We start from the raw sequence: 25,438 nt of genomic DNA on the forward strand, positions 1-25,438 counted from the left end.
GGGGACGAAACGCAGCTTCATCTTCGCAAGATTTCACAACCTCACATCCATCAGAAGGAAAAGCGACATCGTGAACGTCCTGAAACCACTCCTGTGTGCAGCGGCAATCGCCATTCAAATGGCCATCGCTTCCGCGGCGACACCGCAGCCCTTGCTTGAACGCGCGCTCGCCTTGTCCGATGCAGCCGAGCCCGACGTCATCGCATGGCGTCGTCATCTCCATCAGCATCCAGAACTTGCGTACGCAGAAGTCGAGACGGCCAAGTACATTGCTGCCGCATTGGGCAAGATCCCAGGTGTCGAAGTCCAGACCGGCATTGCCAGGACTGGCATCAAGGCCGTATTGCGTGGCGGCAAGCCCGGCCCGGTGGTTGCGTTGCGCGCCGACATGGACGCCCTGCCTGTCGAGGAGCGCAACGACCTGCCGTTCCGTTCAACGGCCAAGGCTCTGTGGCGTGGCCAGGAAGTTTCGGTGTCGCATGTCTGCGGCCACGACACACACGTAGCCATGTTGCTGGGCGCGGCTCAAGCCCTTTCGGCCATGCGAGAGGATCTGCCCGGCACGGTGGTCTTCCTGTTCCAACCGGCCGAAGAGATCGGCCCCGGCGCCGAAAACCCCAGCGGCGCGCTGGCAATGGTCAAGGCCGGCGCTCTGGACAATCCCAAGGTCGATGTCGTGTTGGGCCAGCACATCGGCGCACAAGCGCCCAAGGGCTCCATCTCCTATCGACCTGGTGCCATGCTGGCCAGCATCGACGTGTTCAACATCAAGCTCAACGGCGCTGGTGGGCACGGTGCCGCGCCATGGGCGGCCAACTCTCCCATGTTGGCGGCGGCGGAAATTGCCCTGGGCTTGCAGAACATCGTCAGCCACCGCACCAACCCGACGATCGATGGAGGCGCCACCGTGGTGACGGTGGGCATGCTGCAAAGTGGCAACCGCTTCAACATCCTGCCCGAGACCGCAGAACTCTCGGGCACGGTACGCGCGCTGTCGGCGCAGAACCAGAAGGTCGCCCACGAGCAGATTCGCATGAAAGCCGAGCACATCGCGGCCAGCTACGGCGTCAAGGCCAATGTGCGCATCGATACCGGTGGGGGCTACGGCGTGCTTGTCAACGATGCGCCGACCACGATGACGCTCGTCGATGCATTGAAGGCTGCAGCAGGAAAAGACAAGGTCGCGGAGATCTTGCCGTCAATGGGATCGGAAGACTTTGGCGCCTTCGGCGGCACGGGCGTTCCGGTGGTGTTCTGGATTTTGAACGCCTCGCCGTACCCCGATCGCGCTGGCCCGACAAATCATTCGCCGCTGTTCACCGTCGATGAGTCCGCGATGCGCATCGGGGTGAGAGCCTTGACCAGTGCGACCCTGGCGCAAATGACACGTGCAAGGACAGGCACGCCCTGATGAATCGGATGGTGCAAGCCGCGCGGCACATGCCCTTGGAACTTCGCCCACAACTCGCGGAAGGATTTGCGCATCCGGAAACGCGCCTCCACTGGACGCATAAAGAAAAAGCCGCCGCTCAAGTGAGCAGCGGCTTGATGTGTGCTTCTGTTGGCGCCACTCCGATCGCCGAGCGAGCGCCGCTCGGCTCTTAGCCTGGCCCCAGTAGTTGGTCCATTTCCTTGGGGGAAATGTCTTCGCGGTCTGGCGGCCGTGCCGACATCTCGGCCAGATCGAAGCGTCGAAATTGAGGGCACCTCTGGGATACGAACACCCAAAATGACGAAGGGGTTAGCAACTACTACGCTGCTAACCCCTGTCAATTTTGGTCGGTGTGAAAGGATTCGAACCTTCGACCCCTTGCACCCCATGCAAGTGCGCTACCAGGCTGCGCCACACACCGAAGCTCTCGATTATAGCGGGCTAAATTCAGTGTCCGACAGTCAGAAGCTCACGAATTTCAAAGAGTTCGCGGCGAAGGTGCAACAACTGCGACAGATCGACGCTCTGCGCGGCCGCCGTGGGCCCCGGTTCCTCGTGCACGGCGGCGTCGAATTCCTCTTGGCCGATCTCGATGGCCTCCAGGCCTTCGAGTGGCACTTCACCCGCCTTGCGACGGTCGCGCTCGCCCTGTGTGAGTTCCTGCAGCTTGTTGCGCGCACCGCTGATGGTGAAACCCTGGTCGTAGAGCAGGTCGCGGATGCGGCGGATCATCAGCACTTCGTGGTGCTGGTAGTAGCGGCGGTTACCGCGCCGCTTCATCGGGCGCAGCTGGGTGAACTCCTGCTCCCAATAGCGCAGCACGTGCGGCTTCACGCCGCAGAGCTCGCCGACCTCACCGATGGTGAAGTAGCGTTTGACGGGAATCGGCGGGAGCGTTTTCTCCATTGAAATCAAGACTGTGCGCGGGAAACCTCATAGATTACTCTACGCGGCCGCACAGCACCAAGCACTATTCCGCGCCCAGGCTCCACTCGACTTCGGAAGTGCCGCCCTGCGGCTCGACGCTGCCCTGGATCTGCTCCTTGAGCTTGGCGCTCGCATGGAAGGTGGCCACGCGGCGCTCGCCGATCGGAATGGCTTCGCCGGTGCGCGGGTTGCGCCCGGGACGCGGCGCCTTCACACGGATCTGGAAGTTGCCGAAGCCCGAGATCTTCACGTCCGTGCCTTCGATCAGGCTGCTGGCGACGAGCTCGAAGAACGCCTCCACCATGTCCTTCGACTCACGCTTGTTCAGGCCGATCTGCTCGAACAGCAGGTCGGCCAGGTGCGCCTTCGTGAGCGCCGGCGTTTCGAGGGCTTCGAGCGTGAATTCGGCGGCGTTCATCTTCATCCTCTCAAGCGGCCGCCCAGGGTGGCGCCCAGTTGTTCGACGATTGCACGGACAGCGGGTTCGACCTGCTCGTCCGTCAGCGTGGCGGCATCGCTCTGGAAGGTCAGGCGCACGGCCATGCTCTTCTCGCCCGATGCCAGCGCACCCGGCGCCGCCACGGCGCCTTCGCGCAACGGCTGCGGACGGTAGATGTCGAACAGCGTCGCATCGCGCAGCAGGCCCGAGGCGGACGCGCCCGCGCGGATGGCCTGCATCAGCGCGTCGTGCGACACCGCTTCGGCCACGACCACCGCGATGTCGCGTTCGACGGCCTGGTGCTTGGGCACCGGCTGCGCCACGGGCACGGGCCGCGCCGTGACGGCGTCGAGGTCGAGTTCGAACAGCACGGGCGCCTGGGTGAAGTCCCACTTCTGGCGCCAGCGCGGATGCAGCTCGCCAATGAAGCCGATGGCCTGGCCGTCCAGCAGCACGCGGGCCGAACGGCCGGGGTGCAGCGCGGGGTGCTCGGCCGCTTCGAAGGTCGGCACGCGCGGTGCGAGCAGTGCTTCGACGTCGCCCTTGACGTCGTAGAAGTCGACACGCTGCGGCTTGCCGTCCCAGCGCGACGCCTCGGCATCGCCCCAGGCCAGGCCCGCCACGCGCATGGGCTGGTTCACGCCGCGCACGGTGCTGTCGGTGGTGACGACGCTGTCGTCGCGCAGGAACACGCGGCCCAGCTCGAACACGCGCACGCGCGGTGCCTTGCGGTCGAGGTTGAACTTGAGCACCTGCAGCAGCGAGCCGAGCAGCGACGAGCGCATCACGCTCATCTGGCTGGCGATGGGGTTCAGCAGCTTGACCGGGTTGGCGTTGCCCGCCAGGTCCTGCTCCCAGTGCGCTTCGACAAAACTGAAGTTGATGGTTTCTTGGTAACCCAGCGCTGCAACGCTGCGACGCACCGCGAAGCGGCTGCGCTGCGCCTCGGGCCGCACGCGGGCCGTGATGGGCGCGAGCGGCGCGGTGGTCGGCAGGTTGTTGAAGCCGATCAGGCGCGCCACTTCTTCGATGAGGTCTTCCTCGATCAGCAGGTCGAAGCGGTGCGGCGGCGGCGTGACGGTCAGCGTGCCTTCGCCTTCGCTGATTGCGAAACCGAGGCGGTGGAGCGCGTCGGCGCATTGCGCCTGCGTCAGCGGCATGCCGATGACGCGCGCGGCGCGGGCCACGCGCAGCGTGACGGGCGCGGCTTCGGGCAGGCGCAGCGTCTGGTCGTCCATCTTGCCGGCTTCGCCGCCGCAGATCTCGACGACCAGTTGCGTGATGCGTTCGATGATCTGCACGGTGCGGCTCGGGTCGACGCCGCGCTCGTAGCGGTGGCCGGCGTCGGTCGAGAAGTTGAAGCGACGCGAACGGCCCTGCACGGCCTCGGGCCACCAGAACGCGGCCTCGACGTAGATGTTGCGCGTGTCGTCGGTCACCGAGGTGGCGTCGCCGCCCATGATGCCGGCGAGCGATTCGACTTCGCGGTCGTCGGCGATCACGCCGACCTTCTCGTCGACGGTGATCGTCGTGCCGTTGAGCAGCTTGAGCTGTTCGCCCGCCTTGCCCCAGCGCACTGTGAGGCCGCCGTGGATCTTGTCGAGGTCGAAAATGTGGCTGGGCTGGCCATACTCGAACATCACGTAGTTCGAGATGTCGACCAGCGGCGTCACGCTGCGCTGGCCGCAACGCGCGAGGCGCTCGACCATCCACGCGGGCGTGGTGACCTTGGTGTTCACGCCGCGCACGATGCGGCCCGAGAAGCGGCCGCACAGGTCGGGCGCCTCGACCTTGACGGGCAGCACATCGGAGAACGACGTGGCCACGGGCGCAATGGCCGGCGTCTTCAGCGGTGCGCCGGTGAGTGCGGCGAGTTCGCGCGCCACGCCGTACACGCTCAGGCCGTGCGCCAGGTTCGGCGTGAGCTTGAGCGTGAGCAGCGCGTCGTCGAGCTTGAGCACGTCGCGCACGTCGGCGCCGAGAGGCGCGTCGGCGTCGAGTTCGAGCAGGCCACCGTGGTCTTCGCTCAGCTTCAGTTCGCGCGCCGAGCACAGCATGCCCTGGCTCTCGACGCCGCGCAGCTTGCCCAGCTTGATGAGGAAGGGCTTGCCGTCTTCACCCGGCGGCAGTTCGGCGCCGACGAGGGCGCACGGCACCTTGATGCCGACGCGCGCATTGGGCGCGCCGCACACGATGTTCAGCAAGGCGCCCTGCCCCACGTCGACCTGACACACGCGCAGGCGATCGGCATTCGGGTGCTGCTCCGCTTCCTTGATTTCGCCGACCACGATGCGCGTGAAAGGCGGCGCCACCGGACGGCGCTCTTCGACCTCGAAGCCGCCCATGGTGAGCGTTTCGGCCAGTGCGGCGCTGTCGAGGGGCGGGTTGCAGAACTCGCGCAGCCAGGATTCCGGGAATTGCATCTCTTCGATCTCGATCTGGTTTTTCTATCTGTGGAGGGGGCGTGCTTACTGGAACTGCGAGAGAAAACGCAGGTCGCCGTCGAAGAAGAGGCGCAGGTCGTTCACGCCGTAGCGCAGCATGGTGAGCCGGTCGGGGCCCATGCCGAAAGCGAAGCCGATGTAGCGCTCGGGGTCCAGGCCCATGTTGCGCACGACGTTCGGGTGCACCTGGCCCGAGCCGGCGACTTCGAGCCAGCGGCCGGCCAGCGGGCCGCTTGCGAACTGGATGTCGATCTCGGCGCTCGGTTCCGTGAACGGGAAGAAGCTGGGGCGGAAGCGCAGCACGAGGTCGTCGCGCTCGAAGAAGGTGCGGCAGAAGTCGGTGAAGACGACCTTCAGGTCCTTGAAGCTCACGTTCTCGCCGAGCCACAGGCCTTCGCACTGGTGGAACATGGGCGAGTGGGTGGCGTCGCTGTCGACGCGGTAGGTGCGGCCCGGCGCGATCACGCGGATCTCGGGCGCCTTCACGGTGCCGGTGGTGTCGGCGGCAGCGGCGGCGAATTCGGCCGCGTACTTCTTGGTGTGCTGGTGGGCGTAGCGCACCTGCATCGGGCTGGTGTGCGGGCGCAGGTTGTAGGGAATGCCATCGTCGCCCTTGAGGTCGACGTAGAAGGTGTCCTGCATCGAACGCGCCGGGTGGTTCGGCGGGTTGTTGAGCGAGGTGAAGCTGTGCCAGTCGCTCTCGATCTCGGGGCCGTCGGCCACGTCGAAGCCCATGCTCGAGAAGATCTCCTCGATGCGCTCCAGGGTGCGGCTCACGGGGTGCAGTCCGCCGCCGGCGCGGTGGCGGCCGGGCAGGCTCACGTCGAGCGCTTCGGCGCGCAATTGCAGCGAGAGTTCTTCGTCGGCGAGTTGCTGGCGGCGATCGGTCAGTGCGGCCTCGATGGCCTGCTTGCCGACGTTGATCGCGGCGCCGCGGGACTTCTTCTCTTCGACACTCAGCGCGGCCATGCCCTTCATCAGCTCGGTGACGCGGCCCGACTTGCCAAGGAACTGGGCCTTGGCGTTTTCGAGCTCTGCGGGCGTTTTCGCTTCGGCGAAGGCGGCGCGTGCGGTGTCGACCAGGGAGTCCAACTCGTTCATAGCAACAAAAATCTTCGAGGGGAAATAAAAAAGAGCTGGAGCCTTTTCAAGCGCCAGCCCTTGAGCCGTGGGCGCAAGAAGCCGTCCGGAGACGGCAACCTGCTGTGCAAAATCAAGCAGCCAGCTTGGCCTTGACCTGCTCCACGATGCCGGCAAAAGCGGCCTTGTCGTGCACGGCGATGTCCGCAAGCATCTTGCGGTCGATCTCGATACCGGCCTTGCGGATGCCGTTGGCGAACTGGCTGTAGGTCAGGCCCAGTTCACGCGAGGCGGCGTTGATACGCGCGATCCACAGCTGACGGAACACGCGCTTCTTGGTACGGCGGTCACGGTAGGCATATTGCCCAGCCTTCATCACCGCCTGTTTGGCGACGCGGAAGACATTACCGCGGCGACCGCGAAAACCCTTGGCGAGTGCGAGAACTTTTTTGTGGCGGGCGCGAGCCGTTACACCACGTTTGACGCGAGGCATGTGTGTACTCCTTGTTCGTCTGAGTTAAATGCCACGACCGGGCAGCATGGCGGCGACAGAAACCATGTTGGTTTCATGCACTGCGACTGCACCACGCAGGTGACGCTTGTTCTTGGTGGTCTTCTTCGTCAAGATGTGACGCTTGAAGGCTTGACCGCGCTTGACGGTGCCACCGGGACGAACGCGGAAACGTTTTTTCGCGCTGCTCTTGGTCTTCATTTTGGGCATGTAAATGCTCCTTTAGTTTGTGCTCGTGAGGCGCCGCGGATACTCCACGGACTTGTTGGCCCCGAGACACTTCTTTATCTCGCCCCCGCCTGCACTTCTTTCGAAATGCGGGCCAGGGCGAAATCCCTTCAAAACCCGTCTACTGCAAATGCCTCAGGCGGTTGCCGTGGGCGCTGCTGCCGGCGCAGCATCTGCTGCCGGCTTCGGCGCCGCGCCGCCAACCTTCTTGCGGCCCGGAGCGATCATCATGATCATCTGACGGCCTTCCAGCTTCGGGAACTGCTCGACCATGATCGTGTCGCCCAGCTCGTCGCGAATGCGCTGCAAGAGTGCCAGACCGAGCTCCTGGTGCGTGATCTCGCGGCCGCGAAAGCGCAGCGTGATCTTGCATTTGTCGCCCTCTTCAAGAAAGCGCCTGATGTTGCGCATCTTGATGTTGTAGTCGCCATCGTCGGTACCGGGCCGGAACTTGATTTCCTTGACCTCGATGACCTTCTGCTTCGACTTCGCCTCGGCTGCCTTCTTCTGCTCGTGGTACTTGAACTTTCCGTACTCGATCAGGCGGCACACGGGCGGATTGGCCGCAGCAACGACCTCCACCAGATCCACGTCGGCCTCGCCCGCAAGGCGCAAGGCTTCGGAAAGGCTCATGACACCCAATGGCTCGTTTTCCGGGCCGACCAGGCGGACTTCCGGGGCCATGATTTCCCGGTTCAGGCGGTGTTGGCGTTCCTCGCGGTGGCGGCGGTCGCGAAATGCAGTAGCGATGGTCAGAATCCTTCAAAGTTTGCTACAAAATCTGTAGCGATCGCCGCTCAGTCTTCGCGGACAGGCGGCACGAGATGGCAGAGAAACATATGGGGTGTTTCAGAGACAAATCAACGCTTGTCAGCAACGTCCTGGACGAGCCGTTGCGTGAACGATTCGAGGGACATTGCACCGAGGTCTTGATTGCCCCGGGCGCGCACTGCGACGGCACCTGCTTCCTTTTCCTTGTCACCCACGACGAGGATGTAAGGGAGCTTTTGCAACGAATGCTTCCGTATTTTATACGTAATCTTTTCGTTGTGCAGATCCAGCTGAACTCTAAGCCCTTGATTTTGCAGCGTTTTCGCAACTTGCGCAGCGTAGTCGGCCTGTCCTTCGCTGATATTGAGCACTGCCACCTGCACCGGAGCGAGCCATGCGGGCATGGCGCCAGAGTGGTGTTCGATGAGCATGCCGATGAAGCGCTCGAGGCTGCCGACAATGGCGCGGTGCAGCATCACCGGGTGGGCCCGACCGCTCGATTCCGTGACGTACTCGCCGCCCAGGCGCTCGGCCGTGTTGAAGTCGACCTGCATCGTGCCGCACTGCCAGTGACGGCCGATGGCGTCGCGCAGCGTGTACTCGATCTTCGGGCCGTAGAAGGCGCCGTCGCCGGGCGAAATGACGAAGTCCACGCCCGAGCGGCGCAGCGATTCCATCACCGCGTGCTCGGCCTTGTCCCACAGCTCGTCGGAGCCGACGCGGTTTTCGGGCCGCGTCGCGACCTTGTAGAGAATGTCCGTGAAGCCGAAGTCGGCATAGACCTTCTGCAGCTGCGCCGTGTAGGCGATGCATTCGTCGAGGATCTGGTCTTCCGTGCAGAAGATGTGGCCGTCGTCCTGCGTGAAGCCGCGCACGCGCATGATGCCGTGCAGCGCGCCGCTGGGTTCGTTGCGGTGGCACTGGCCGAACTCGCCGTAGCGCAGCGGCAGGTCGCGGTAGCTGCGCAGGTCGCTCTTGAAGATCAGCACGTGGCCCGGGCAGTTCATCGGCTTGAGCGCGTACTCGCGCTTCTCCGACTCCGTCGTGAACATGTTGTCGCGGTAGTTTTGCCAGTGGCCCGTCTTCTCCCACAGGCTCTTGTCCAGGATCTGCGGGCCCTTCACTTCCCAGTAGCCCGTGTCGCGGTAGATGCCGCGCATGTACTGCTCGACCTGCTGCCAGACCGCCCAGCCCTTGGGGTGCCAGAACACCACGCCCGGCGCCACTTCGTCGATGTGGAACAGGTCGAGTTCCTTGCCCAGCTTGCGGTGATCGCGCTTCTCGGCTTCCTCGATGCGCTGGATGTACTGGTCGAGCTGCTTCTTGTCGGCCCAGGCCGTGCCGTAGATGCGCTGCAGCTGCTCGTTCTTGGCGTCGCCGCGCCAGTAGGCGCCGGCCAGCTTCGTGAGCTTGAAGACCTTCAGGAAACGCGTGTTCGGCACGTGCGGGCCGCGGCACATGTCGACGTATTCCTGGTGGTAGTACAGGCCCATGGCCTGCTCGTCGGGCATGTCTTCGACCAGGCGCAGCTTGTAGTCCTCGCCGCGCGACTTGAAGACCTCGATGACTTCCGCGCGCGGCGTCATCTTCTTGATCACGTCGTAGTCCTGCGCGATCAGCTCGCGCATGCGCGCCTCGATGGCGGCCATGTCTTCGGGCGTGAACGGGCGCTCGAACGAGATGTCGTAGTAGAAGCCTTCGTCGATCACAGGCCCGATCACCATCTTGGCCGTCGGGTACAGCTGCTTCACCGCATGGCCGACCAGGTGGGCCGTCGAGTGGCGGATGATCTCCAGGCCCTCGTCGTCCTTGGGCGTGATGATCTGCAGCCTGGCGTCGCGGTCGATGACGTCGCTGGCATCGACGAGCTTGCCGTCGATCTTGCCGGCCACCGTCATCTTGGCGAGGCCGGGACCGATGGACTGGGCCACTTCGGCCACCGAAACCGGGCCGGGGAACTCGCGGCGCGAGTTGTCGGGGAGCGTGATCTGGATCATGTGAAAACCTCGGGGAGAAAAACAAAAAAGCGCGGTGGATGCCGCGCTTTGCTTGGTTGGTGCGCTGGAAAAACCAGCGAGCGCGGGGCTACCGGCCCTTTCCTTCGAAGAAGAAAAAGCCGCTGAATCCTTGCGGGGTAGTTCGCGGTGTCATAACCAAGGTGCCTTTCTCGCTCTTGTTGAGTGCAGAGTGGGCGATTCTAGCCGCTGCCCGCTTCAGCCGCGCGCCTCGAACAGGAGGCTGGAAACGCACTGCCCGACCGGCCCGTCGCGGTCGTGCAGCTGCCCGACGGCATAGCCCGTGCCCATCGGGCCCGCAAGCGTGAGGGCGTCGACCAGCACCCAGTCGCCGCGCGGCGCCCTCCGCAGGTTGATCGTCAGGTCGGCATTGACGAAACCCAGCCGCGCCGGATGCGCCCACTGCGAGATGCCTGCCACGAGATCGGCCGCCGAGGCCACCTGGGCCAGAGGCGATGCGGCCTCGGCGTCGACCAGCGGCCGGCCCAGGCGCAACCATGCCGCAGCCGGGCCGGGCTCGAGGATCTGCCCGCGTGCCATGCGCACGTCCACGCCGGCAAAGAACGGGCTCATGCGGGACGCCGCCGCGGGAATGGGCGCGCCCTCTTCCGGCGGTGCGAATGTCGCGGCGGCGAAGGCGTCGGCGGCCGGCAGTGCGGGCGTCTGCCCGCTGCGCAGCAGCAAGGCGGTGCAACGCAGCACGGACTTGCCATCCTGGACCATGTCGAACGCCACCGTGCGCGCCTTGGCGCCGTCTCGCAGCAGGGTGAATTCGAGCGTGATCGGCGCCCGGCTCGCCGGGCGCCAGAAATCGAAGCTCAACCGCGCCACCTCGCGGCCGCGGCTTGCCTCGTGCGCCTGGAGCGCGCGCACGAGCAGCGCGGCGGTCGCGCTGCCCTGCAGGGCATCGGCGGACCACGGGCCGATGGCCGCCTCGGTGGGCACGAAGCGTTCGCCGTCGCTGACGAACACCGGGTCGCCGACGAGTGTCGTCATGGGCTGCGCCTGCACGCTCACGACGCCGCGGCCGCCACGTTCTTGAGGCCGAGCACTTCGATCGGCTCGATCGAGGGCGGTCCGGCGAACAGCTCGGGCGCCTGTGCCATCAGGGCCTGGGCGATCGGGCCGGTCAGGTGCGCCTGGCGGCCGGCCTCGTCCTCGAACGCATCGAACACGCCGAAGGTGCTGGGCGACAGCCGCAGCGCAAACCAGATCGGCGTGGTCTTTTCCTCGCGCGCCATGGCCAGGCCGGCCTCGAGGAATTGCTGGACGGCGGCTTCCTTGCCGGGCTTGGCTTCGAGGCGGGCGAACAGTGCGAACTTGATCATGGGACATCTCCTGGGTGGACAACAACGGCGCACGGGATTGCGCGGCGCTGGCATGGACTCTAGGCAAGCCCCGCCCTCTGGACCATTGGCTTTTTTGACATCTTTGGTATCGTTATTGCCATGAAACTCGATGTCCTCGCCCTCGACGGCGTGTTCGACTCCGGCCTGGCCACGGTGCTCGACGTCTTCACCACCGCGAACGAACTCGCCGCCATGTTGCAGCTCGACGTGGCACCTTTCGACGTCACCATCGTGGGCACCCGCAAGCGCGTGCGCACCGCCCAGGGTTTCACCGTGCCGGTGACGCACACGCTGGCCGACACCGGCGCCGCCACCGACTGGCTGGTCGTTCCGGCGCTGGGCTGCAAGATGCCCGAGACGCTGGAGCCCGCCCTGCAACGCGCCGACGTCCGCGATGCCTGCGCGGCACTGCGCGCGCGTGCCGAAGACGGCGGCTGCATCGCCGCCGCGTGCATCGGCACCTTCGTGCTGGCGGAAGCCGGCGTGCTCGCGGGCCACAAGGCGACCACCACCTGGTGGCTGGCCACCCTCTTCCGGCAGCGCTACCCGGCGGTGCTGCTCGACGATTCGCGCATGCTGGTCAGCTCGGGGCCGCTCGTCACGGCGGGCGCGGCGCTGAGCCACGTCGACATGGCGCTGTGGCTGGTGCGCCAGGCCAGCCCCGAACTCGCGGCGCTGGTCGCGCGCTACCTCATCGTGGACTCGCGCCCGTCGCAGTCGGCCTACGTGATCTCCGACCACCTCTCGCATGCCGACCCGCTGGTGGAGCGCTTCGAGCGCTGGGCGCGCGGGCGGCTGGCCGAGGGTTTCTCGCTCGACGAAGCGGCGCGGGCCGCGGGCACCAGCAAGCGCACGCTGGCGCGGCGCATGCAGCAGGTGCTGGGCAAGAGCCCGTTGTCGTACGTGCAGGACCTGCGCGTCGAACGCGCCGTGCACCTGCTCAAGACCAGCAACAAGAGCCTCGAGCAGATCGCGGGCATGGTCGGCTACGCGGACGGCGTCACCTTGCGCACGCTGCTGCGCCAGCGGCTGGGGCGCGGCGTGCGCGAGGTGCGGCTCGAAGCCTGAGCCCCGCCCGTCGAGCGCCCACGAAAAAGCCCGGCACGAGGCCGGGCTTGGGGGGCGACAGCGCAACGCGCCGTCACTCAGCGATCAATGAAGGCAGCTCAGTGGAACTGTTCTTCTTCGGTCGAACCGGTCAGCGCCTTCACGCTGGACGAGCCGCCCTGGATCACGGTGGTCACGTCGTCGAAGTAGCCGGCGCCGACTTCCTGCTGGTGCGACACGAAGGTGTAGCCCTTGTCGCGTGCGGCGAACTCGGGTTCCTGCACCATGTTGACGTAGTGCTTCATGCCTTCGCCGTTGGCATACGCGTGGGCGAACTGGAAGGTGTTGAACCAGTTGATGTGGATGCCGGCCAGCGTGATGAACTGGTACTTGTAGCCCAGCGCCGAGAGGTCTTCCTGGAACGAGGCGATCTGCTTGTCGTCCAGGTTCTTCTTCCAGTTGAACGACGGCGAGCAGTTGTACGACAGCAGCTTGCCGGGGCAGGCGGCGTGCACGGCTTGCGCGAACTCACGGGCGAAGCCGATGTCCGGCACGCCGGTTTCGCACCACACCAGGTCGGCGTACGGTGCGTAGGCGACACCGCGGCTGATGGCTTGCTCCAGGCCGTTCTTGACGCGGTAGAAGCCTTCTTGCGTGCGCTCGCCGGTCAGGAAAGGCTTGTCGTTGGCGTCGTGGTCGGACGTGATCAGGTTCGCGGCTTCCGCATCGGTGCGGGCCAGGACGATGGTCGACACGCCCATGACGTCGGCGGCGAAACGCGCCGAGATCAGCTTCTCGCAGGCTTCCTGCGTCGGCACGAGCACCTTGCCGCCCATGTGACCGCACTTCTTGACGGCCGCCAGCTGGTCTTCGAAGTGCACGCCGGCGGCGCCCGACGCGATCATGTTCTTCATCAGTTCGAAGGCGTTCAGCACGCCGCCGAAGCCGGCTTCAGCGTCCGCGACGATCGGCAGGAAGTAGTCGATGAATTCCTTGTCGCCCGGGTTGATGCCACGGCCCCACTGGATTTCGTCGGCGCGCTTGAAGGTGTTGTTGATGCGACGGACCATCGTCGGCACCGAGTCGTAGGCGTACAGCGACTGGTCGGGGTACATCGTTTCGGACGTGTTGCCGTCGGCGGCGACTTGCCAGCCCGACAGGTACACGGCTTCGAGGCCAGCCTTGGCTTGCTGCATGGCTTGGCCAGCGGAGATCGCGCCGAAGGCGTTCACGTAGCCCTTCTTGGCACCGCCGTTGATCTTGGCCCAGAGCTTCTCGGCGCCGCGCTTGGCCAGCGTGTGCTCGATGGGGAGCGAACCGCGCAGGCGAACCACGTCGGCCGCGCTGTAGCCGCGCTTCACGCCCTTCCAGCGCGGATTGGTGGCCCAGTCCTTTTCGAGGGCGGCAATTTGCTGTTCGCGGCTCAGTTGTTCGTTCAGGGTCTGGGGCATGGTCACTCCGTGAGGTTGATTGAAGGTTGGCGTTGCGGCCGTGGGGTTACTGTAATCCGATCGCGGACTCTTATGTCTTATAGAAGACATATTTTTGAACCAACAAAATCAACAACTTACGGAGATATTTCTCAATGAGAAATTATTTTTCTCATATCGAGAAAAAATATTGCGGCGCAGCAGTTTGAATTTTCGCGATACGGAATCGCTCTTTCGGTTGTGAAAACGGCGCCTATCCCGCGGCGCCCGCCGCATGCGCGATCCAGTCGCCGCTGTCGATCACATGGCGGCCCGCGATGCGCGTCGGATGGATCTCGTAGACCAGGCAGTCGATCGATTGCGTTCCCACCGCCACGCGCAGGCGGCGCCGGATGTACTCGCCCGAATCGTCGTCGGCCACTTCCTCGAGCCGGTCGAGTTCGCGCTCGACCTGCGGCGCGATGCGATAGACCTCGCCCCTCACACGCCCCGCGCCGCCGAGCGCCACGCCCGGGTACGCGCCCAGGTCGTACAGCGTGCCCGCGATGACGGCCTCGCCGACGAACACCGGCGCCGGCCGGTAGCGCGCGATGTCGTTGCGCCCGCCGCGCCGCAGCGTGCCGTAGACAAGAACGTGGGGCATCATCGAATCCATCCGATCAACAACCAGCACCCAGTCTATTGAACCCCGCCGCTCCCACCTCCGGCCGCCTCGTGGCCTACGGTTGCCTGGCCTTGAGCATGTCGCTCGTCGGCAGCTACGTCGCCCTCTCCAAGCCGCTGGTGGCAGCCTTCCCGGTGCTGCTGCTGGCGTGGCTGCGCTTCGGCATCGCGGCCCTCGCGATGCCGCACTGGCTCCAGCGCACGCCCGACGAACCGCCCATGAGCGCACGCACGCGCGGGCTCGTGTTCCTCGAGTCCTTCCTCGGCAACTTCCTGTTCTCGATCTGCATGCTGTTCGGCGTGAGCCTCACCAGCGCGGTGTCGGCGGGCGTGATCATGGCGTCGATCCCCGCCGTGGTCGCTGTGGCCAGCTGGCTCTTCCTGCGCGAGCGCATCACGGTGCGCATCGGCCTGGCCATTGCCTGCGCGGCACTGGGCATCGGCCTACTCGCTTTCACGCCGACCCACGCACCGGCCACCACCGGCAGTGGGGTCGGCGCGCCGTCGATGCCCTGGCTCGGCAACCTGCTCGTGTTCTGCGCGGTGCTCTGCGAGGCCGCCTATGCGGTGATCGGCAAGTCGCTCACCGGCAAGCTGGGACCCAAGCGCATCGCGTCGCTCATCAACCTGTGGGGCTTCGTGCTGTCGATGCCCTTCGGCATCTGGTTCGCGCTGCAGTTCGACTTCACCGCCGTGCGCTTCGGCACCTGGGCACTGCTGGTGGTCTACGCACTGGCCGCCAGCATCTGGACCGTGTGGCTGTGGATGACCGGACTTCGTCACGTACCAGCGGCACAAGCGGGTGTCTTCACTGTCTTGCTGCCCGTCAGCGCGGCGCTCGTGGGCGTGCTCGTGCTCGGGGAAAACCTCACTTCACCGCAGCTGCTTGCGTTCGCGATCGCCCTCGTGGGCGTGGTGCTGGCGACGTGGCCGGGGCGACGAACGTGAACAACGTCCCTTCTCCCCTCTGAAAAAACAACAGCTCCCAATGAAAAAAGCGCTTTTTCCCTTGGAAACGCGTTTTTTCTCATTTAGCATCCGCATTGCCACTGGAGACGCAAGTTTTTCATTGGTGAACGTTCAACCAAAAAAGGAAATCAACCATGGCAACTGCAAAGAAGGCTCCGGCCAAGAAAGCTCCGGCAAAGAAGGCCGCTCCCGCAAAGAAGGCTGCGGCTCCTGCAAAGAAGGCCGCACCGGCCAAGAAGGCAGCGGCGCCCGCCAAGAAGGCTGCTCCTGCAAAGAAGGCTGCACCGGCGAAGAAGGCTCCTGCAAAGAAGGCCGCTCCCGCCAAGAAGCGCACCCCCAACGCTGCGTTCATGAAGGCCCTGACCCCCAGCCCGGCCCTGGCCGCTGTGGTCGGTTCGACGCCTCTGCCGCGCACCGCTGTGGTGAGCAAGCTGTGGGACTACATCAAGAAGAACAACCTGCAAGACAAGGCCAACAAGCGCAACATCAACGCCGACGCCAAGCTGAAGGAAATCTTCGGCAAGGCCCAGGTTTCGATGTTCGAACTGGCTGCGCTGATTGGCAAGCACGTCAAGTAAGCGTTCGGGGGCCTCGTGCTCCTGAGTCAAAAAGCCCGCGTCATGCGGGCTTTTTTTTCACCTGCAGCAAGCCCTCGCCCGCCTCGAAGAAGCGCGCGGGCGTGCAGCCGAAGTGCTTGCGGAAGGCCTCGATGAAGGCACTCACCGAGCTGTAGCCCACCGTCAGCGCCACCGCCGTCACCGGCTCGCGCAGGCTCAGCATTTTGATGGCCTTGAGCAGGCGCGCCTGCTGGCGCCATTGCGTGAAGCTCAGCCCGGTCTCGGCAGCGAAGCGGCGCGTGAGCGTGCGACGGGCCATGCCGATGCGATCGGCCCAGTCGTCGATGCCATCGGCCAATGCCGGATCGTTCGCCAGTGCGCTCGCCATCGCCACCAGCCGCGGGTCCTGCGGCATCGGCAGATGCAGCGACTCGCGCCCGCCGGCCGCCAGTTCGTCGACCAGCACGCCCACCAATCGCGCGCGGCGGGGCTCCAGCAGTGCGTCGGAGGGCGCCAGCGACATCAGCCGCGCCACCAGCTCCTGCACCAGCGGCGTGGCGGCAAAGACATGCGGCCCGTCCGGCAGCGCCGCCGCAGCCGACGCATCGATGTGCAGATGCCATCCCGCCGTGGCCCCGAAGCTTTGCGCGGCATGGGCGCAGCGCGGCGCGATCCAGCCGATCCATCCCGGCGGCTGCACCCAGCGCCCTGCGGGCGTCTCGATGACCTGCAGGCCTTCGCGCAGCGCGAACAGCTGGCCGGTCGCGTGCGCGTGGCAGCCCGTGACGCGCGGCGCCTCGTGCGCGTAGCGCCAGAGCGTGGCGGGCGATTCAGCCGCCATGGCTGGCCCGCAGGCGGTATCGATTGGCCCCGCGCCGCAAGCCGGGGACCGCCCCGCTGCCTAGCATCGAAGGCATCTCCACCAAGGAATCCCCATGAAAGCGCAAGACATCATTCCCGACGGACAGGACTTCACCGTCATCGACGGCCACACCGTGCGCAAGGGCTCGGTCGGCGCCTTCCTTGCCAATGCGCGCGTGCTCGAAGACCCGACCGCCACGGCCGACGAACGCCGCGTCGCCCGCGACGACCTCGCGGCGCTGATCCCCACGCTCGATGCGCTCGGCCTGTTCGACGTCTTCGAACTGCGCTCGCCCGCGCTGCGCGACGAGGTGGCCCGCCATCGCGTGACGCTCAGCCCTGCGCCTGCTGCTTCGCCGCGCGCGTGATCGACGCCAGCGTGCCGCGCGTGGTGATCACCTCGGGGTCGAGCGGGATCTCGATCAGCGTGCCGGTGTCGGCCGCCAGCGCACGCAGCAGCGCAGCCTCGAACTGCGCCGTCTCGGTGACGCGCTCGGCCGCGTAGCCGTACGCGCGCGCCAGGCCGCAGAAGTCGGGGTTGCGCAGCGCGGTGCCGCTGGTGCGCTCGGGGTACTCGCGCTCCTGGTGCATGCGGATCGTGCCGAACATGCCGTTGTTGAGCAGCACGACGATGCTCTTGCCGCCGTGCTGCGAGGCCGTTGCCAGCTCCTGCCCGTTCATCAGGAAGTCGCCGTCGCCCGCGATGGTGAAGGCCACGCGCCCGGTGGCGATGCTCGCGGCAATGCCCGCCGGCACGCCATAGCCCATCGCCCCGCTGGTGGGTGCCAGCTGTGTCTTGGCGCCCTTGGCGAGCCCGTGGTAGCGGAAGTAGCGGTGCACCCAGCTCGCGAAGTTGCCAGCGCCGTTGGTGATGGCCGCATCCGCCGGCAGGTGCTTTTGCAGCAGCGCCACCACAGCCGCCATGTCGACCGCACCGCGCGGCGTCTCGGCCGGCATGCCGGCGAGCGCCTGCGGCTGCAGCCAGGCTTCGTAGTCGGCGTGCAGCTGCTGCGTCCAGGCTTCCCATGGCAGCGAGGGCGGCGCGCTCAGCACCTCGAGGCTGCGCGCCGCGGCGCTCATGCCGGCGTTGATCGCCAGGTCGGCCTGGTAGACGCGGTTCAGTTCTTCGGCGCTCGCGTGGATGTGCACCAGCGTCTGCTTGGCCTTCGGCGCTTCGAGCAGCGTGTAGCCGCCGGTCGTCATCTCGCCCAGGCGCGGGCCGATGGCCAGGACCAGGTCGGCGTCCTTCACGTGCTGCGCGAGCTTCGGGTTGATCGCAATGCCCACATCGCCCGCGTACTGCGGGTGGTGGTTGTCGAAGGTGTCCTGGAAGCGGAAGGCGTTCGCCACCGGCAGGCGCCAGTTCTCGGCGAAGCGCTGCAGCGCCTGCGCGGCCTGCGGCGTCCAGCCACCGCCGCCGGCGATCAGCAGCGGGCGCTGCGCCTTCAGCAGCAGCTCGCGCAGCGTGCGCAGCGCGCCCGGGTCGCTCCACGGCTGGACCGCCTCCACGCGCGCCAGCGGCCGTGCCGCCGTTTCGGTGCGCAGCATGTCCTCGGGCAGCACCAGCACGACCGGGCCCGGCCGGCCGTTCATCGCGGTGGCGAAGGCGCGCGCGATGTACTCGGGAATGCGGTCGGCGTCGTCGATGCGCTCCACGCGCTTGGCGAAACCCTTGGTGCTCGGCCCGAAGAAGCTGGCGTAGTCCACTTCCTGGAAGGCCTCGCGGTCGCGGAAGTCGCTGCCGACGTCGCCCACGAACAGCACCATCGGCGTCGAATCCTGGAAGGCGTTGTGCACGCCGATCGAGGCATTGGTCGCGCCCGGCCCGCGCGTCACGAAGCACACGCCCGGGCGCCCCGTGAGCTTGCCGTGCGCCTCGGCCATGAAGGCCGCGCCGCCCTCCTGCCGGTTCACCACGAAGCGTGCGCGATCGCGGTACGCATGGAAGCCGTCGAGCACCGCCAGGAAGCTCTCGCCCGGTACGCCGAAGGCGAGTTGCATGCCCTGTTCGACCAGGCACTCGACGATCAGGTGGCCCGCGGGTTGTGATGTACTCATGGAAAGTTCGAACCTCAGTTGCAAATGTCTCCGGCGATTATGTGTGCCTGCCTTCCACGCCTTGTCTTAATTCCCCAATTGGTTAAATTCGCGTCATGAAGGCCCCCAAGGACTCTTTGCCCGAAACGCTCGAGCCGCGCTCGCGCGACGCCGACCGCTCGCAACTGGCCATCCTCGCGTCGGCGCGCGACGAGTTCGCCGCACGCGGCCTGGCCGGTGCGCGCATGGACAGCATCGCCGAGCGCGCGGGCCTGAACAAGCGCCTCATCTACTACTACTTCGGCAGCAAGGACGACCTGTTCCTGGCCGTGCTGGAGCGCGTGTACGCCGACATCCGCGCCGCCGAGCAGCGCCTGCACCTGGACGAGATCGAGCCCGTCGAGGCGATCCGCCAGCTGGTGTCGTTCACCTGGCACTACTACCTGGAGCACCCCGAGTTCATCACGCTGCTCAACAGCGAGAACCTGCACGGCGCGGCGCACCTGAAGCGCTCCGAGCGCATCCAGGAGATGAACTCGCCGCTGGTGCAGCTGCTCGACACCGTGCTGGAGCGCGGCAAGAAGGACAACCTCTTTCGCGCCGGCGTCGACCCGGTGCAGCTGTACATCTCGATCGCCTCGCTGTGCTACTTCTACCTCTCGAACAACCACACGCTGTCGGCCATCTTCGGGCGTGACCTGCGTGCCCCCAAGGCGATGGCGCAACGCCTGTCGCACATGACCGACCTCGTGCTGGGCTACGTCCTGCACTGAGCCTTCGGGCGCTGCAGGCGCCCTTTTCCACGCCCCCGGGTTTTCACCAAGCAGCGTCGGTTGACGCTGCGGCGCAGCCGTTCCTACAATTCACTAATTCACTCAATGGTGAATTGATGACTCAAGAACTGCGGCCCGACCGCGCGGAGACAACCTTGAAGCAACTTGCACGCACCACCCTCCTGGCCTCGCTGACCTGCCTGGCCGCCCTGCTGCCGGGTCTGGCGGCCGCGCAGAACGGCTACCCCACCAAGCCGATCCGCGTGATCGTTCCGTTCGCCGCCGGCAGCACGACGGACATCATTGCCCGCGCCATCGCCGACAAGATGGGCACCAGCATGGGCCAGGCGCTGATCATCGAGAACCGCGGTGGCGCCAGCGGCACCATCGGCCAGCAGGCGGTGGCCACGGCCGCGCCCGACGGCTACACGGTGATGATCCATTCGTCGTCGCACACGGTGAGCCCGTCGACCTTCGCCAAGTTGCCCTTCGACACGGTGCACGACTTCGCGGGCGTCACGCCGATCTCGTCGCTGCCCAACGCGCTGGTCATCTCGCCCAGCAAGAACATCAAGACCCTGCCGCAGCTGCTGGCCGCCGCGCGCGCCAAGCCCGGCAGCATGAACTTCGCCTCGGCCGGCCAGGGCAGCGCCACGCACCTGAACGCCGAAAAATTCAAGATGGCCGCGAAGATCGATGCGACCAACATCCCATTCAAGGGATCGGGCGAGGCCGTCACCGAAGTGCTCTCGGGCCGCGTCGACTACTACTTCTCGCCCATCGCACCCGTCATCGGCCAGATCAAGGAAGGCCAGCTGCTCGCACTGGCCGTGGGCTCGCCCAAGCGCGCCGCCGCCCTGCCCGACGTGCCCACCACCACCGAAGCAGGCGTCCCCGGCTCCGAGTTCAACTTCTGGATCGGCATGATGGCGCCCGCCAAGACGCCGCGCGACGTCGTCAACCGCCTGCACGACGAAGTGGTCAAGGCCCTGGCCACGCCCGAGGTGAAGGAGCGCTTCCTCAAGCTGGGCGCCGACGCCTGGACGCTCAAGCCCGAGCAGTTCGACGCCTACATCAAGGACGAGATCACCAGCAACGCGCAGCTCGTGAAGGCCGCCGGCCTCGCGGTCCAGCAGTAACAGCAGACACGCCGAGGTCCCGCGCCGCGTCGTGCACGCGGGGCAGCCCGGCCTGCCCCGGCGTTGCCACGCGCCACGCCGATCGAAGCCCCTTTCTCTTTTCCCCTGCATCTCCCCAAGGAACCCACGATGGCCATCCAACGTCTCGGAATCATCATGCACGGCGTCACCGGACGCATGGGCATGAACCAGCACCTGATCCGCTCCATCTGCGCCATCCGCGCCCAGGGCGGCGTGACGCTGTCCAACGGCGACAAGGTCATGCCCGACCCGATCCTCATCGGCCGCAACGCCGAGAAGATGGAAGCGCTCGCCAAGGCCCACAACATCCCGCGCTGGGGCACCGACCTCGACCAGGCGCTCGCGAACAAGGACGACACCGTCTTCTTCGACGCCGGCACCACGCAGATGCGCCCCACGCTGCTGGCCAAGGCCATCCGCGCCGGCAAGCACGTGTACTGCGAGAAGCCGATCGCCACCAACCTCAACGAGGCCGTCGAGATCGCCCGCCTGGCCGACGAAGCCGGCAAGGCCACGGGCCTGAAGCACGGCGCGGTGCAGGACAAGCTCTTCCTGCCCGGCCTGCGCAAGCTCGACATGCTGCGCCGTGCGGGCTTCTTCGGCCGCATGCTCAGCGTGCGCCTGGAGTTCGGCTACTGGGTGTTCGAGGGCGACCTGCAGCCCATCCAGCGCCCGAGCTGGAACTACCGCAAGGAAGACGGCGGCGGCATGATCCTGGACATGATGTGCCACTGGCGCTACGTGCTGGACAACCTGTTCGGCGAGGTGAAGTCGGTGTCGTGCATCGGCGCCACGCACATCCCCACGCGCTGGGACGAAGCCGGCAAGCCCTACGAGGCCACCGCCGACGACGCGGCCTACGCCACCTGCGAACTCACGGGCCACAACGGCGAGCCGGTGATCGCGCAGCTCAACATGAGCTGGGCCACGCGCGTGCGCCGCGACGACCTCGTGACCTTCCACGTCGACGGCACCGACGGCTCGGCTGTGGCGGGCCTGTCGAGCTGCCGCGCCCAGTCGCGCGTGGCCACGCCGCGCCCGGTGTGGAACCCCGACGAGAAGCAGACGATGAACTTCTTCGACCAGTGGCAGGAGATTCCGGACTCGCAGGTCTACGACAACGGCTTCAAGATCCAGTGGGAACACTTCATCCGCCACGTGGTGGAAGACGCGCCCTACAAGTGGACGCTGCCCGAAGGCGCCAAGGGCGTGCAGCTGGTCGAGGCCGCGCTCGCCTCGTGGCAGGAGCGCCGCTGGATCGACGTGCCCACGCTGAAGGTCTGAGGAAGAAGAAGACAAAGCCATGGCACTGTCGCTGACCCTTCCCACTGCGAGCGGCGCGCTCGCGCCCTACGCCCTGCGCGGCACCGCGCCGGTGAAGCCCGAAGCGGGCGTCAAGTTCAACCGCATCGCCTACTCGGCCGCGCACGTCGTGGCCGACCCGCTCGCCGCCGTCGACCCGTGGCTGCAATGCGCGGTCGACTGGGACACCACCATCGCCTACCGCCGCCACCTGTTCTCGCTGGGCCTGGGCGTGGCCGAGGCGATGGACACCGCGCAGCGGGGCATGGGCCTCGACTGGCCCACGTCGCTCGAACTGATCCGCCGCTCGCTCGACGCCGCGAAGGACATGCCCGGCGCGCTCGTCGCCTCGGGCTGCGGCACCGACCACCTGAACATCGACGACGTGAAGAGCGTCGACGACGTGATCCGTGGCTACGAAGAACAGATGGCCGCCATCGAGGCGCTCGGCGGCAAGCTGATCGTGATGGCCAGCCGCGCACTGGCCCGCGTGGCCAAGAGCCCCGCCGACTACGAGCGCGTGTACGACCGCATCCTGAGCCAGGCGAAGCAGCCCGTGGTGCTGCATTGGCTGGGCGACATGTTCGACCCGGCGCTTGCGGGCTACTGGGGCACGAAGGATGTCGATGCGGCGATGGGCACCGCCGTGGGCATCATCGCGGCGCATCCAGAGAAGGTTGATGGCATCAAGATTTCGCTGCTCGACAAGGACAAGGAAATCGCGATGCGCCGCCGCCTGCCCAAGGGCGTTCGCATGTACACGGGCGACGATTTCAACTATGCCGAACTGATCGCTGGCGACGGCTTCGGCAGCGAGCCGACGCACGGCAAGAGCGATGCGCTGCTGGGCATCTTCGACGCCATCGCGCCCGCCGCGAGTGCCGCGCTGGGCGCACTGGCGCAAGGCAACAGCGAGAAGTTCCACGCGATCCTCGGCCCCACGGTGCCGCTGTCGCGCCACATCTTCGCGGCGCCCACGCGCTTCTACAAGACGGGCGTGGTGTTCATGGCCTGGCTCAACGGCCACCAGAAGCACTTCACGATGGTGGGCGGGCAGCAGAGCACGCGCTCGCTGCAGCACTTCGCCGAGCTCTTCCGTCTCGCGGATGCAGCCAACCTGCTGGAGCAGCCCGAGCTCGCGGTGCGGCGCATGAAGACGCTGCTGGCACTGCACGGCGTGGAAGGCTGATGGCGACCATGCGCGACTTTTCGCAAAACCACGACTGGCTGTCGATCAACACGGCGACCATCCGCAAGCAGTCGGGCGCCGAGGTGCCGCTGGACCGCCTCATCGACCAGTGCGCCGAACGCGGCATCCGCGCCATCAGCCCATGGCGCGACCAGGTTGCGGCCGTCGGGCTCGACAAGGTGGCCAAGCAGTTGAAGGCGCACGGCATCGGCCTCTCGGGCTACTGCCGGGGCGGCTTCTTCCCGGCGCCCGATGCGGCCGGCCTGAAGGCCGCGCTCGACGACAACCGCCGCGCCATCGACGAGGCAAAGACGCTCGACGCACCCTGCCTCGTGCTGGTCGTCGGCGCCCTGCCCGGCGCGCTCGACGGCAAGGTGGCGTACAAGGACATCGGCCGCGCGCGCAGCGAGGTGCGCGACGGCATCGCCGCCTCACTCGAATACGCCCGGGAGGTCGGCATGCCGCTGGCCATCGAACCCCTGCACCCGATGCAGGCGGCCGACCGCGCGTGCATCAACACGCTCGAGCACGCGCTCGACCTGTGCGACGAACTCGATGCGGGCAAGACCGGCCTGCTCGGCGTGGCGCTCGACATCTACCACGTGTGGTGGGACCCGAAGCTGCAGCAGCAGATCGCCCGCGCCGGCCGCGAACGGCTGCTGGCGTACCACGTCTGCGACTGGCTCACGCCGACGCGCGACCTGCTCTCCGATCGCGGGATGATGGGCGATGGCGTGGTCGAGCTGAAGAAAATCCGCGGCTGGGTCGAGGATGCAGGCTTCGCGGGTTTCAGCGAGGTCGAGATCTTTTCGAACCTGGACTGGTGGCAACGGCCTAGGGCGGAGACGCTCGACGTCTGCATCGAACGACACCGCAGCGCGGTCTGATCGATCCGGCCGAAGCGAAAGACAGCCGCTTGTGCTGCAATTCGCCCCATGGCTGACCCCACCCTCGACGACCTGCGCCGCTACGCCGTCGCGCGCACCCTCTTCACGCCGACGACGCTCCCCGCCGCCATCCGCAAGCTCGGCTTCGTCCAGGCCGACCCGATCCGTGCGCCGGCGCGTGCGCAAGACCTCACGCTGCGCCACCGCGTGAAGGACTACCGCGCGGGCGATCTCGAAAGCCGCTACGCGCGGCTTGCGATCGAGGAGGACTGCCTCGTCAACTACGGCTTCCTGCCGCGCGAACACCTGGCGCTGATGCATCCGCGCGAGGCCAAGAAAGCCTGGGACGCCGACACGCGCCGCAAGGCCGCCGACGTGCTGGCCTATGTGCGCGACCACGGCCCGGTGCATCCGCGCCAGGTCGAACAGCACTTCGCGCACGGCCGCATTCAGAACTACTGGGGCGGCTCCAGCAATGCGACCACGCACCTGCTAGACGGCATGCACTATCGCGGCCTGCTGCGCGTGGTGCGGCGCGACAGCGGCACGCGGGTGTACGAGGCCGTGAGCCATCCGCCCGCCGACGACAGCCCCGCCGGGCGCGCGCAGCGTGCGGCGGCGCTCATCGAACTGGTGGTGCGCAAGTACGCGCCGCTGCCGGCCACGAGCCTGACCTACCTCGTTCGCCTGCTCGGCTATGGCGCGCCGCACCTGGCTGCGCAGACGCAGGCGGCGCTGCGGCTGGCGCGCGAGGAGCTGGCCAGTTGCCGCATCGATGGCACCACCTGGTACTGGCCCGCCGACGAGAACCCCGCCTCGCGCCGCCATGCGCCCGACGAGGCGGTGCGCCTGCTCGCGCCCTTCGACCCGGTGGTGTGGGACCGCCGCCGCTTCGAGCTACTGTGGAGCTGGACGTACAAGTTCGAGGCCTACACGCCCGCGCCGAAACGGCAGTTCGGCTACTACGCGCTGCCGATGCTGTGGCACGACCGCGTGATCGGGTGGGCCAATGTGAGCGCGCCTGAAGGTCGGTTGCAGCCGGCCTTCGGTTATGCCGATGTGAAGAAGCCGCACGGCGCGGCCTTCCGCGCGGGCCTCGACGAAGAACTGCACCGCATGACGCAGTTCCTCGCGGGCCGCTGACGCGGCCTTTTATAATCGCGCGCCTCAGCCAGCTGCCCGCGCCCGCCGCGAGCCCGCCAGCCGTCTTCGAAGGAACGAAGACGCAGCAGCCCGAGCGACGACACCCCACGTCGTCGCCCCCGGCCACTGCCCCCACGACGCCGTAGACACACAACACCAGCCGGATGCGCTTTCCTTTCGGAATGCGCCACGGCACGCGCTCGTTCGTTTCCGTTTTTTTCGAT

Annotated in this window: 25 protein-coding genes and 1 tRNA gene; 11 read left to right on the forward strand and 15 right to left on the reverse strand. The window is 66.4% G+C overall.

Translation table 11 applies throughout. The features are described 5' to 3' along the window. Positions 1-70 precede the first annotated feature (70 nt). Complete coding sequence (locus tag AC1RAD_RS12965) at positions 71-1,411, forward strand: M20 metallopeptidase family protein (protein WP_492735190.1); 1,341 nt, start codon at positions 71-73, stop codon at positions 1,409-1,411. Positions 1,412-1,776: 365 nt separating this feature from the next. Here AC1RAD_RS12965 and AC1RAD_RS12970 read toward each other — a convergent pair. From AC1RAD_RS12970 to AC1RAD_RS13020, 11 genes are all read right to left on the reverse strand, one after another. Continuing rightward, a tRNA-Pro gene (locus AC1RAD_RS12970) sits at positions 1,777-1,853 on the reverse strand. A 26-nt stretch (positions 1,854-1,879) separates the two neighbouring features. Further along, positions 1,880-2,338, reverse strand: a complete 459-nt coding sequence (locus tag AC1RAD_RS12975) for a MerR family transcriptional regulator (protein ID WP_492684860.1) — start codon at positions 2,336-2,338, stop codon at positions 1,880-1,882. Between the two features lie 64 nt (positions 2,339-2,402). Next, positions 2,403-2,777, reverse strand: coding sequence for an integration host factor subunit alpha (locus tag AC1RAD_RS12980; RefSeq protein WP_095747662.1), 375 nt, complete (start codon positions 2,775-2,777; stop codon positions 2,403-2,405). 2 nt (positions 2,778-2,779) lie between these two features. After that, the gene (gene pheT / locus AC1RAD_RS12985) at positions 2,780-5,221 is read right to left on the reverse strand and encodes a phenylalanine--tRNA ligase subunit beta (protein ID WP_492735192.1); all 2,442 of its coding nucleotides are present in this window, start codon (positions 5,219-5,221) and stop codon (positions 2,780-2,782) included. Between the two features lie 45 nt (positions 5,222-5,266). Then, on the reverse strand, positions 5,267-6,343 hold the full coding sequence (gene pheS / locus AC1RAD_RS12990; protein ID WP_492735194.1) for a phenylalanine--tRNA ligase subunit alpha: 1,077 nt from the start codon (positions 6,341-6,343) through the stop codon (positions 5,267-5,269). A gap of 112 nt (positions 6,344-6,455) precedes the next feature. Continuing rightward, positions 6,456-6,815, reverse strand: a complete 360-nt coding sequence (rplT, locus tag AC1RAD_RS12995; RefSeq protein WP_007832499.1) for a 50S ribosomal protein L20 — start codon at positions 6,813-6,815, stop codon at positions 6,456-6,458. A 24-nt stretch (positions 6,816-6,839) separates the two neighbouring features. Next, positions 6,840-7,043, reverse strand: a complete 204-nt coding sequence (rpmI, locus tag AC1RAD_RS13000) for a 50S ribosomal protein L35 (protein WP_007832497.1) — start codon at positions 7,041-7,043, stop codon at positions 6,840-6,842. Between the two features lie 153 nt (positions 7,044-7,196). Continuing rightward, entirely contained in the window at positions 7,197-7,820 is a 624-nt protein-coding gene (gene infC, locus AC1RAD_RS13005) for a translation initiation factor IF-3 (RefSeq protein ID WP_082818065.1), read from the reverse strand. A 101-nt stretch (positions 7,821-7,921) separates the two neighbouring features. Then, on the reverse strand, positions 7,922-9,829 hold the full coding sequence (thrS, locus tag AC1RAD_RS13010; protein ID WP_062473452.1) for a threonine--tRNA ligase: 1,908 nt from the start codon (positions 9,827-9,829) through the stop codon (positions 7,922-7,924). Between the two features lie 216 nt (positions 9,830-10,045). After that, positions 10,046-10,843 (reverse strand): thioesterase family protein, encoded by a 798-nt coding sequence (locus AC1RAD_RS13015; protein WP_492735196.1) that lies wholly within the window; start codon positions 10,841-10,843, stop codon positions 10,046-10,048. Between the two features lie 17 nt (positions 10,844-10,860). Next, entirely contained in the window at positions 10,861-11,175 is a 315-nt protein-coding gene (locus AC1RAD_RS13020) for a putative quinol monooxygenase (RefSeq protein ID WP_070061263.1), read from the reverse strand. 120 nt (positions 11,176-11,295) lie between these two features. Between AC1RAD_RS13020 and AC1RAD_RS13025 the strand changes: the two genes are divergently transcribed. Next, a complete protein-coding gene (locus AC1RAD_RS13025) occupies positions 11,296-12,264 on the forward strand; it encodes a GlxA family transcriptional regulator (RefSeq protein ID WP_492735198.1) in 969 nt (322 codons plus the stop codon). Between the two features lie 98 nt (positions 12,265-12,362). Here the strand turns inward: AC1RAD_RS13025 and aceA are convergent, their stop codons facing one another. Further along, a complete protein-coding gene (gene aceA, locus AC1RAD_RS13030) occupies positions 12,363-13,694 on the reverse strand; it encodes an isocitrate lyase (RefSeq protein WP_056579731.1) in 1,332 nt (443 codons plus the stop codon). Between the two features lie 232 nt (positions 13,695-13,926). Beyond that, positions 13,927-14,319 (reverse strand): gamma-glutamylcyclotransferase family protein, encoded by a 393-nt coding sequence (locus AC1RAD_RS13035; protein ID WP_492735200.1) that lies wholly within the window; start codon positions 14,317-14,319, stop codon positions 13,927-13,929. Between the two features lie 35 nt (positions 14,320-14,354). Here AC1RAD_RS13035 and AC1RAD_RS13040 point away from each other — a divergent pair, with 35 nt between their 5' ends. Then, positions 14,355-15,284 (forward strand): DMT family transporter, encoded by a 930-nt coding sequence (locus AC1RAD_RS13040; protein ID WP_492735201.1) that lies wholly within the window; start codon positions 14,355-14,357, stop codon positions 15,282-15,284. A 155-nt stretch (positions 15,285-15,439) separates the two neighbouring features. Continuing rightward, on the forward strand, positions 15,440-15,883 hold the full coding sequence (locus AC1RAD_RS13045) for an SWIB/MDM2 domain-containing protein (RefSeq protein ID WP_062473465.1): 444 nt from the start codon (positions 15,440-15,442) through the stop codon (positions 15,881-15,883). Between the two features lie 40 nt (positions 15,884-15,923). Here AC1RAD_RS13045 and AC1RAD_RS13050 read toward each other — a convergent pair whose 3' ends face one another. Continuing rightward, a complete protein-coding gene (locus AC1RAD_RS13050) occupies positions 15,924-16,703 on the reverse strand; it encodes a helix-turn-helix domain-containing protein (protein WP_492735203.1) in 780 nt (259 codons plus the stop codon). Positions 16,704-16,797: 94 nt separating this feature from the next. Here AC1RAD_RS13050 and AC1RAD_RS13055 point away from each other — a divergent pair, with 94 nt between their 5' ends. Further along, positions 16,798-17,091 carry a hypothetical protein gene (locus AC1RAD_RS13055; protein WP_492684252.1) on the forward strand — a complete coding sequence of 98 codons (294 nt, stop codon included), beginning with the start codon at positions 16,798-16,800 and terminating at the stop codon, positions 17,089-17,091. Here AC1RAD_RS13055 and AC1RAD_RS13060 read toward each other — a convergent pair. Further along, positions 17,057-18,781: a thiamine pyrophosphate-binding protein gene (locus AC1RAD_RS13060; RefSeq protein ID WP_095946947.1), complete on the reverse strand. Its 1,725-nt coding sequence runs from the start codon at positions 18,779-18,781 to the stop codon at positions 17,057-17,059. The two genes, AC1RAD_RS13055 and AC1RAD_RS13060, sit on opposite strands and share 35 nt — an antisense overlap. Before the next feature lie 95 nt (positions 18,782-18,876). Between AC1RAD_RS13060 and AC1RAD_RS13065 the strand changes: the two genes are divergently transcribed. The 6 genes from AC1RAD_RS13065 to AC1RAD_RS13090 all read left to right on the forward strand — a co-directional run bounded on the left by AC1RAD_RS13065 (position 18,877) and on the right by AC1RAD_RS13090 (position 25,214). Continuing rightward, positions 18,877-19,533 carry a TetR/AcrR family transcriptional regulator gene (locus tag AC1RAD_RS13065; protein ID WP_070061270.1) on the forward strand — a complete coding sequence of 219 codons (657 nt, stop codon included), beginning with the start codon at positions 18,877-18,879 and terminating at the stop codon, positions 19,531-19,533. Positions 19,534-19,688: 155 nt separating this feature from the next. Further along, complete coding sequence (locus AC1RAD_RS13070; RefSeq protein ID WP_139706941.1) at positions 19,689-20,672, forward strand: tripartite tricarboxylate transporter substrate binding protein; 984 nt, start codon at positions 19,689-19,691, stop codon at positions 20,670-20,672. 129 nt (positions 20,673-20,801) lie between these two features. Beyond that, on the forward strand, positions 20,802-21,977 hold the full coding sequence (locus AC1RAD_RS13075; protein ID WP_307589140.1) for a Gfo/Idh/MocA family protein: 1,176 nt from the start codon (positions 20,802-20,804) through the stop codon (positions 21,975-21,977). 19 nt (positions 21,978-21,996) lie between these two features. Next, on the forward strand, positions 21,997-23,184 hold the full coding sequence (locus tag AC1RAD_RS13080) for a dihydrodipicolinate synthase family protein (protein ID WP_492735206.1): 1,188 nt from the start codon (positions 21,997-21,999) through the stop codon (positions 23,182-23,184). An 8-nt stretch (positions 23,185-23,192) separates the two neighbouring features. Beyond that, the gene (locus tag AC1RAD_RS13085; RefSeq protein WP_492735208.1) at positions 23,193-24,071 is read left to right on the forward strand and encodes a sugar phosphate isomerase/epimerase family protein; all 879 of its coding nucleotides are present in this window, start codon (positions 23,193-23,195) and stop codon (positions 24,069-24,071) included. A 48-nt stretch (positions 24,072-24,119) separates the two neighbouring features. Then, positions 24,120-25,214, forward strand: a complete 1,095-nt coding sequence (locus AC1RAD_RS13090; protein ID WP_492735210.1) for a DNA glycosylase AlkZ-like family protein — start codon at positions 24,120-24,122, stop codon at positions 25,212-25,214. Positions 25,215-25,438: the final 224 nt, after the last annotated feature.

The organism is Variovorax sp. GW823-FHT04B03 (genome assembly GCF_058796495.1).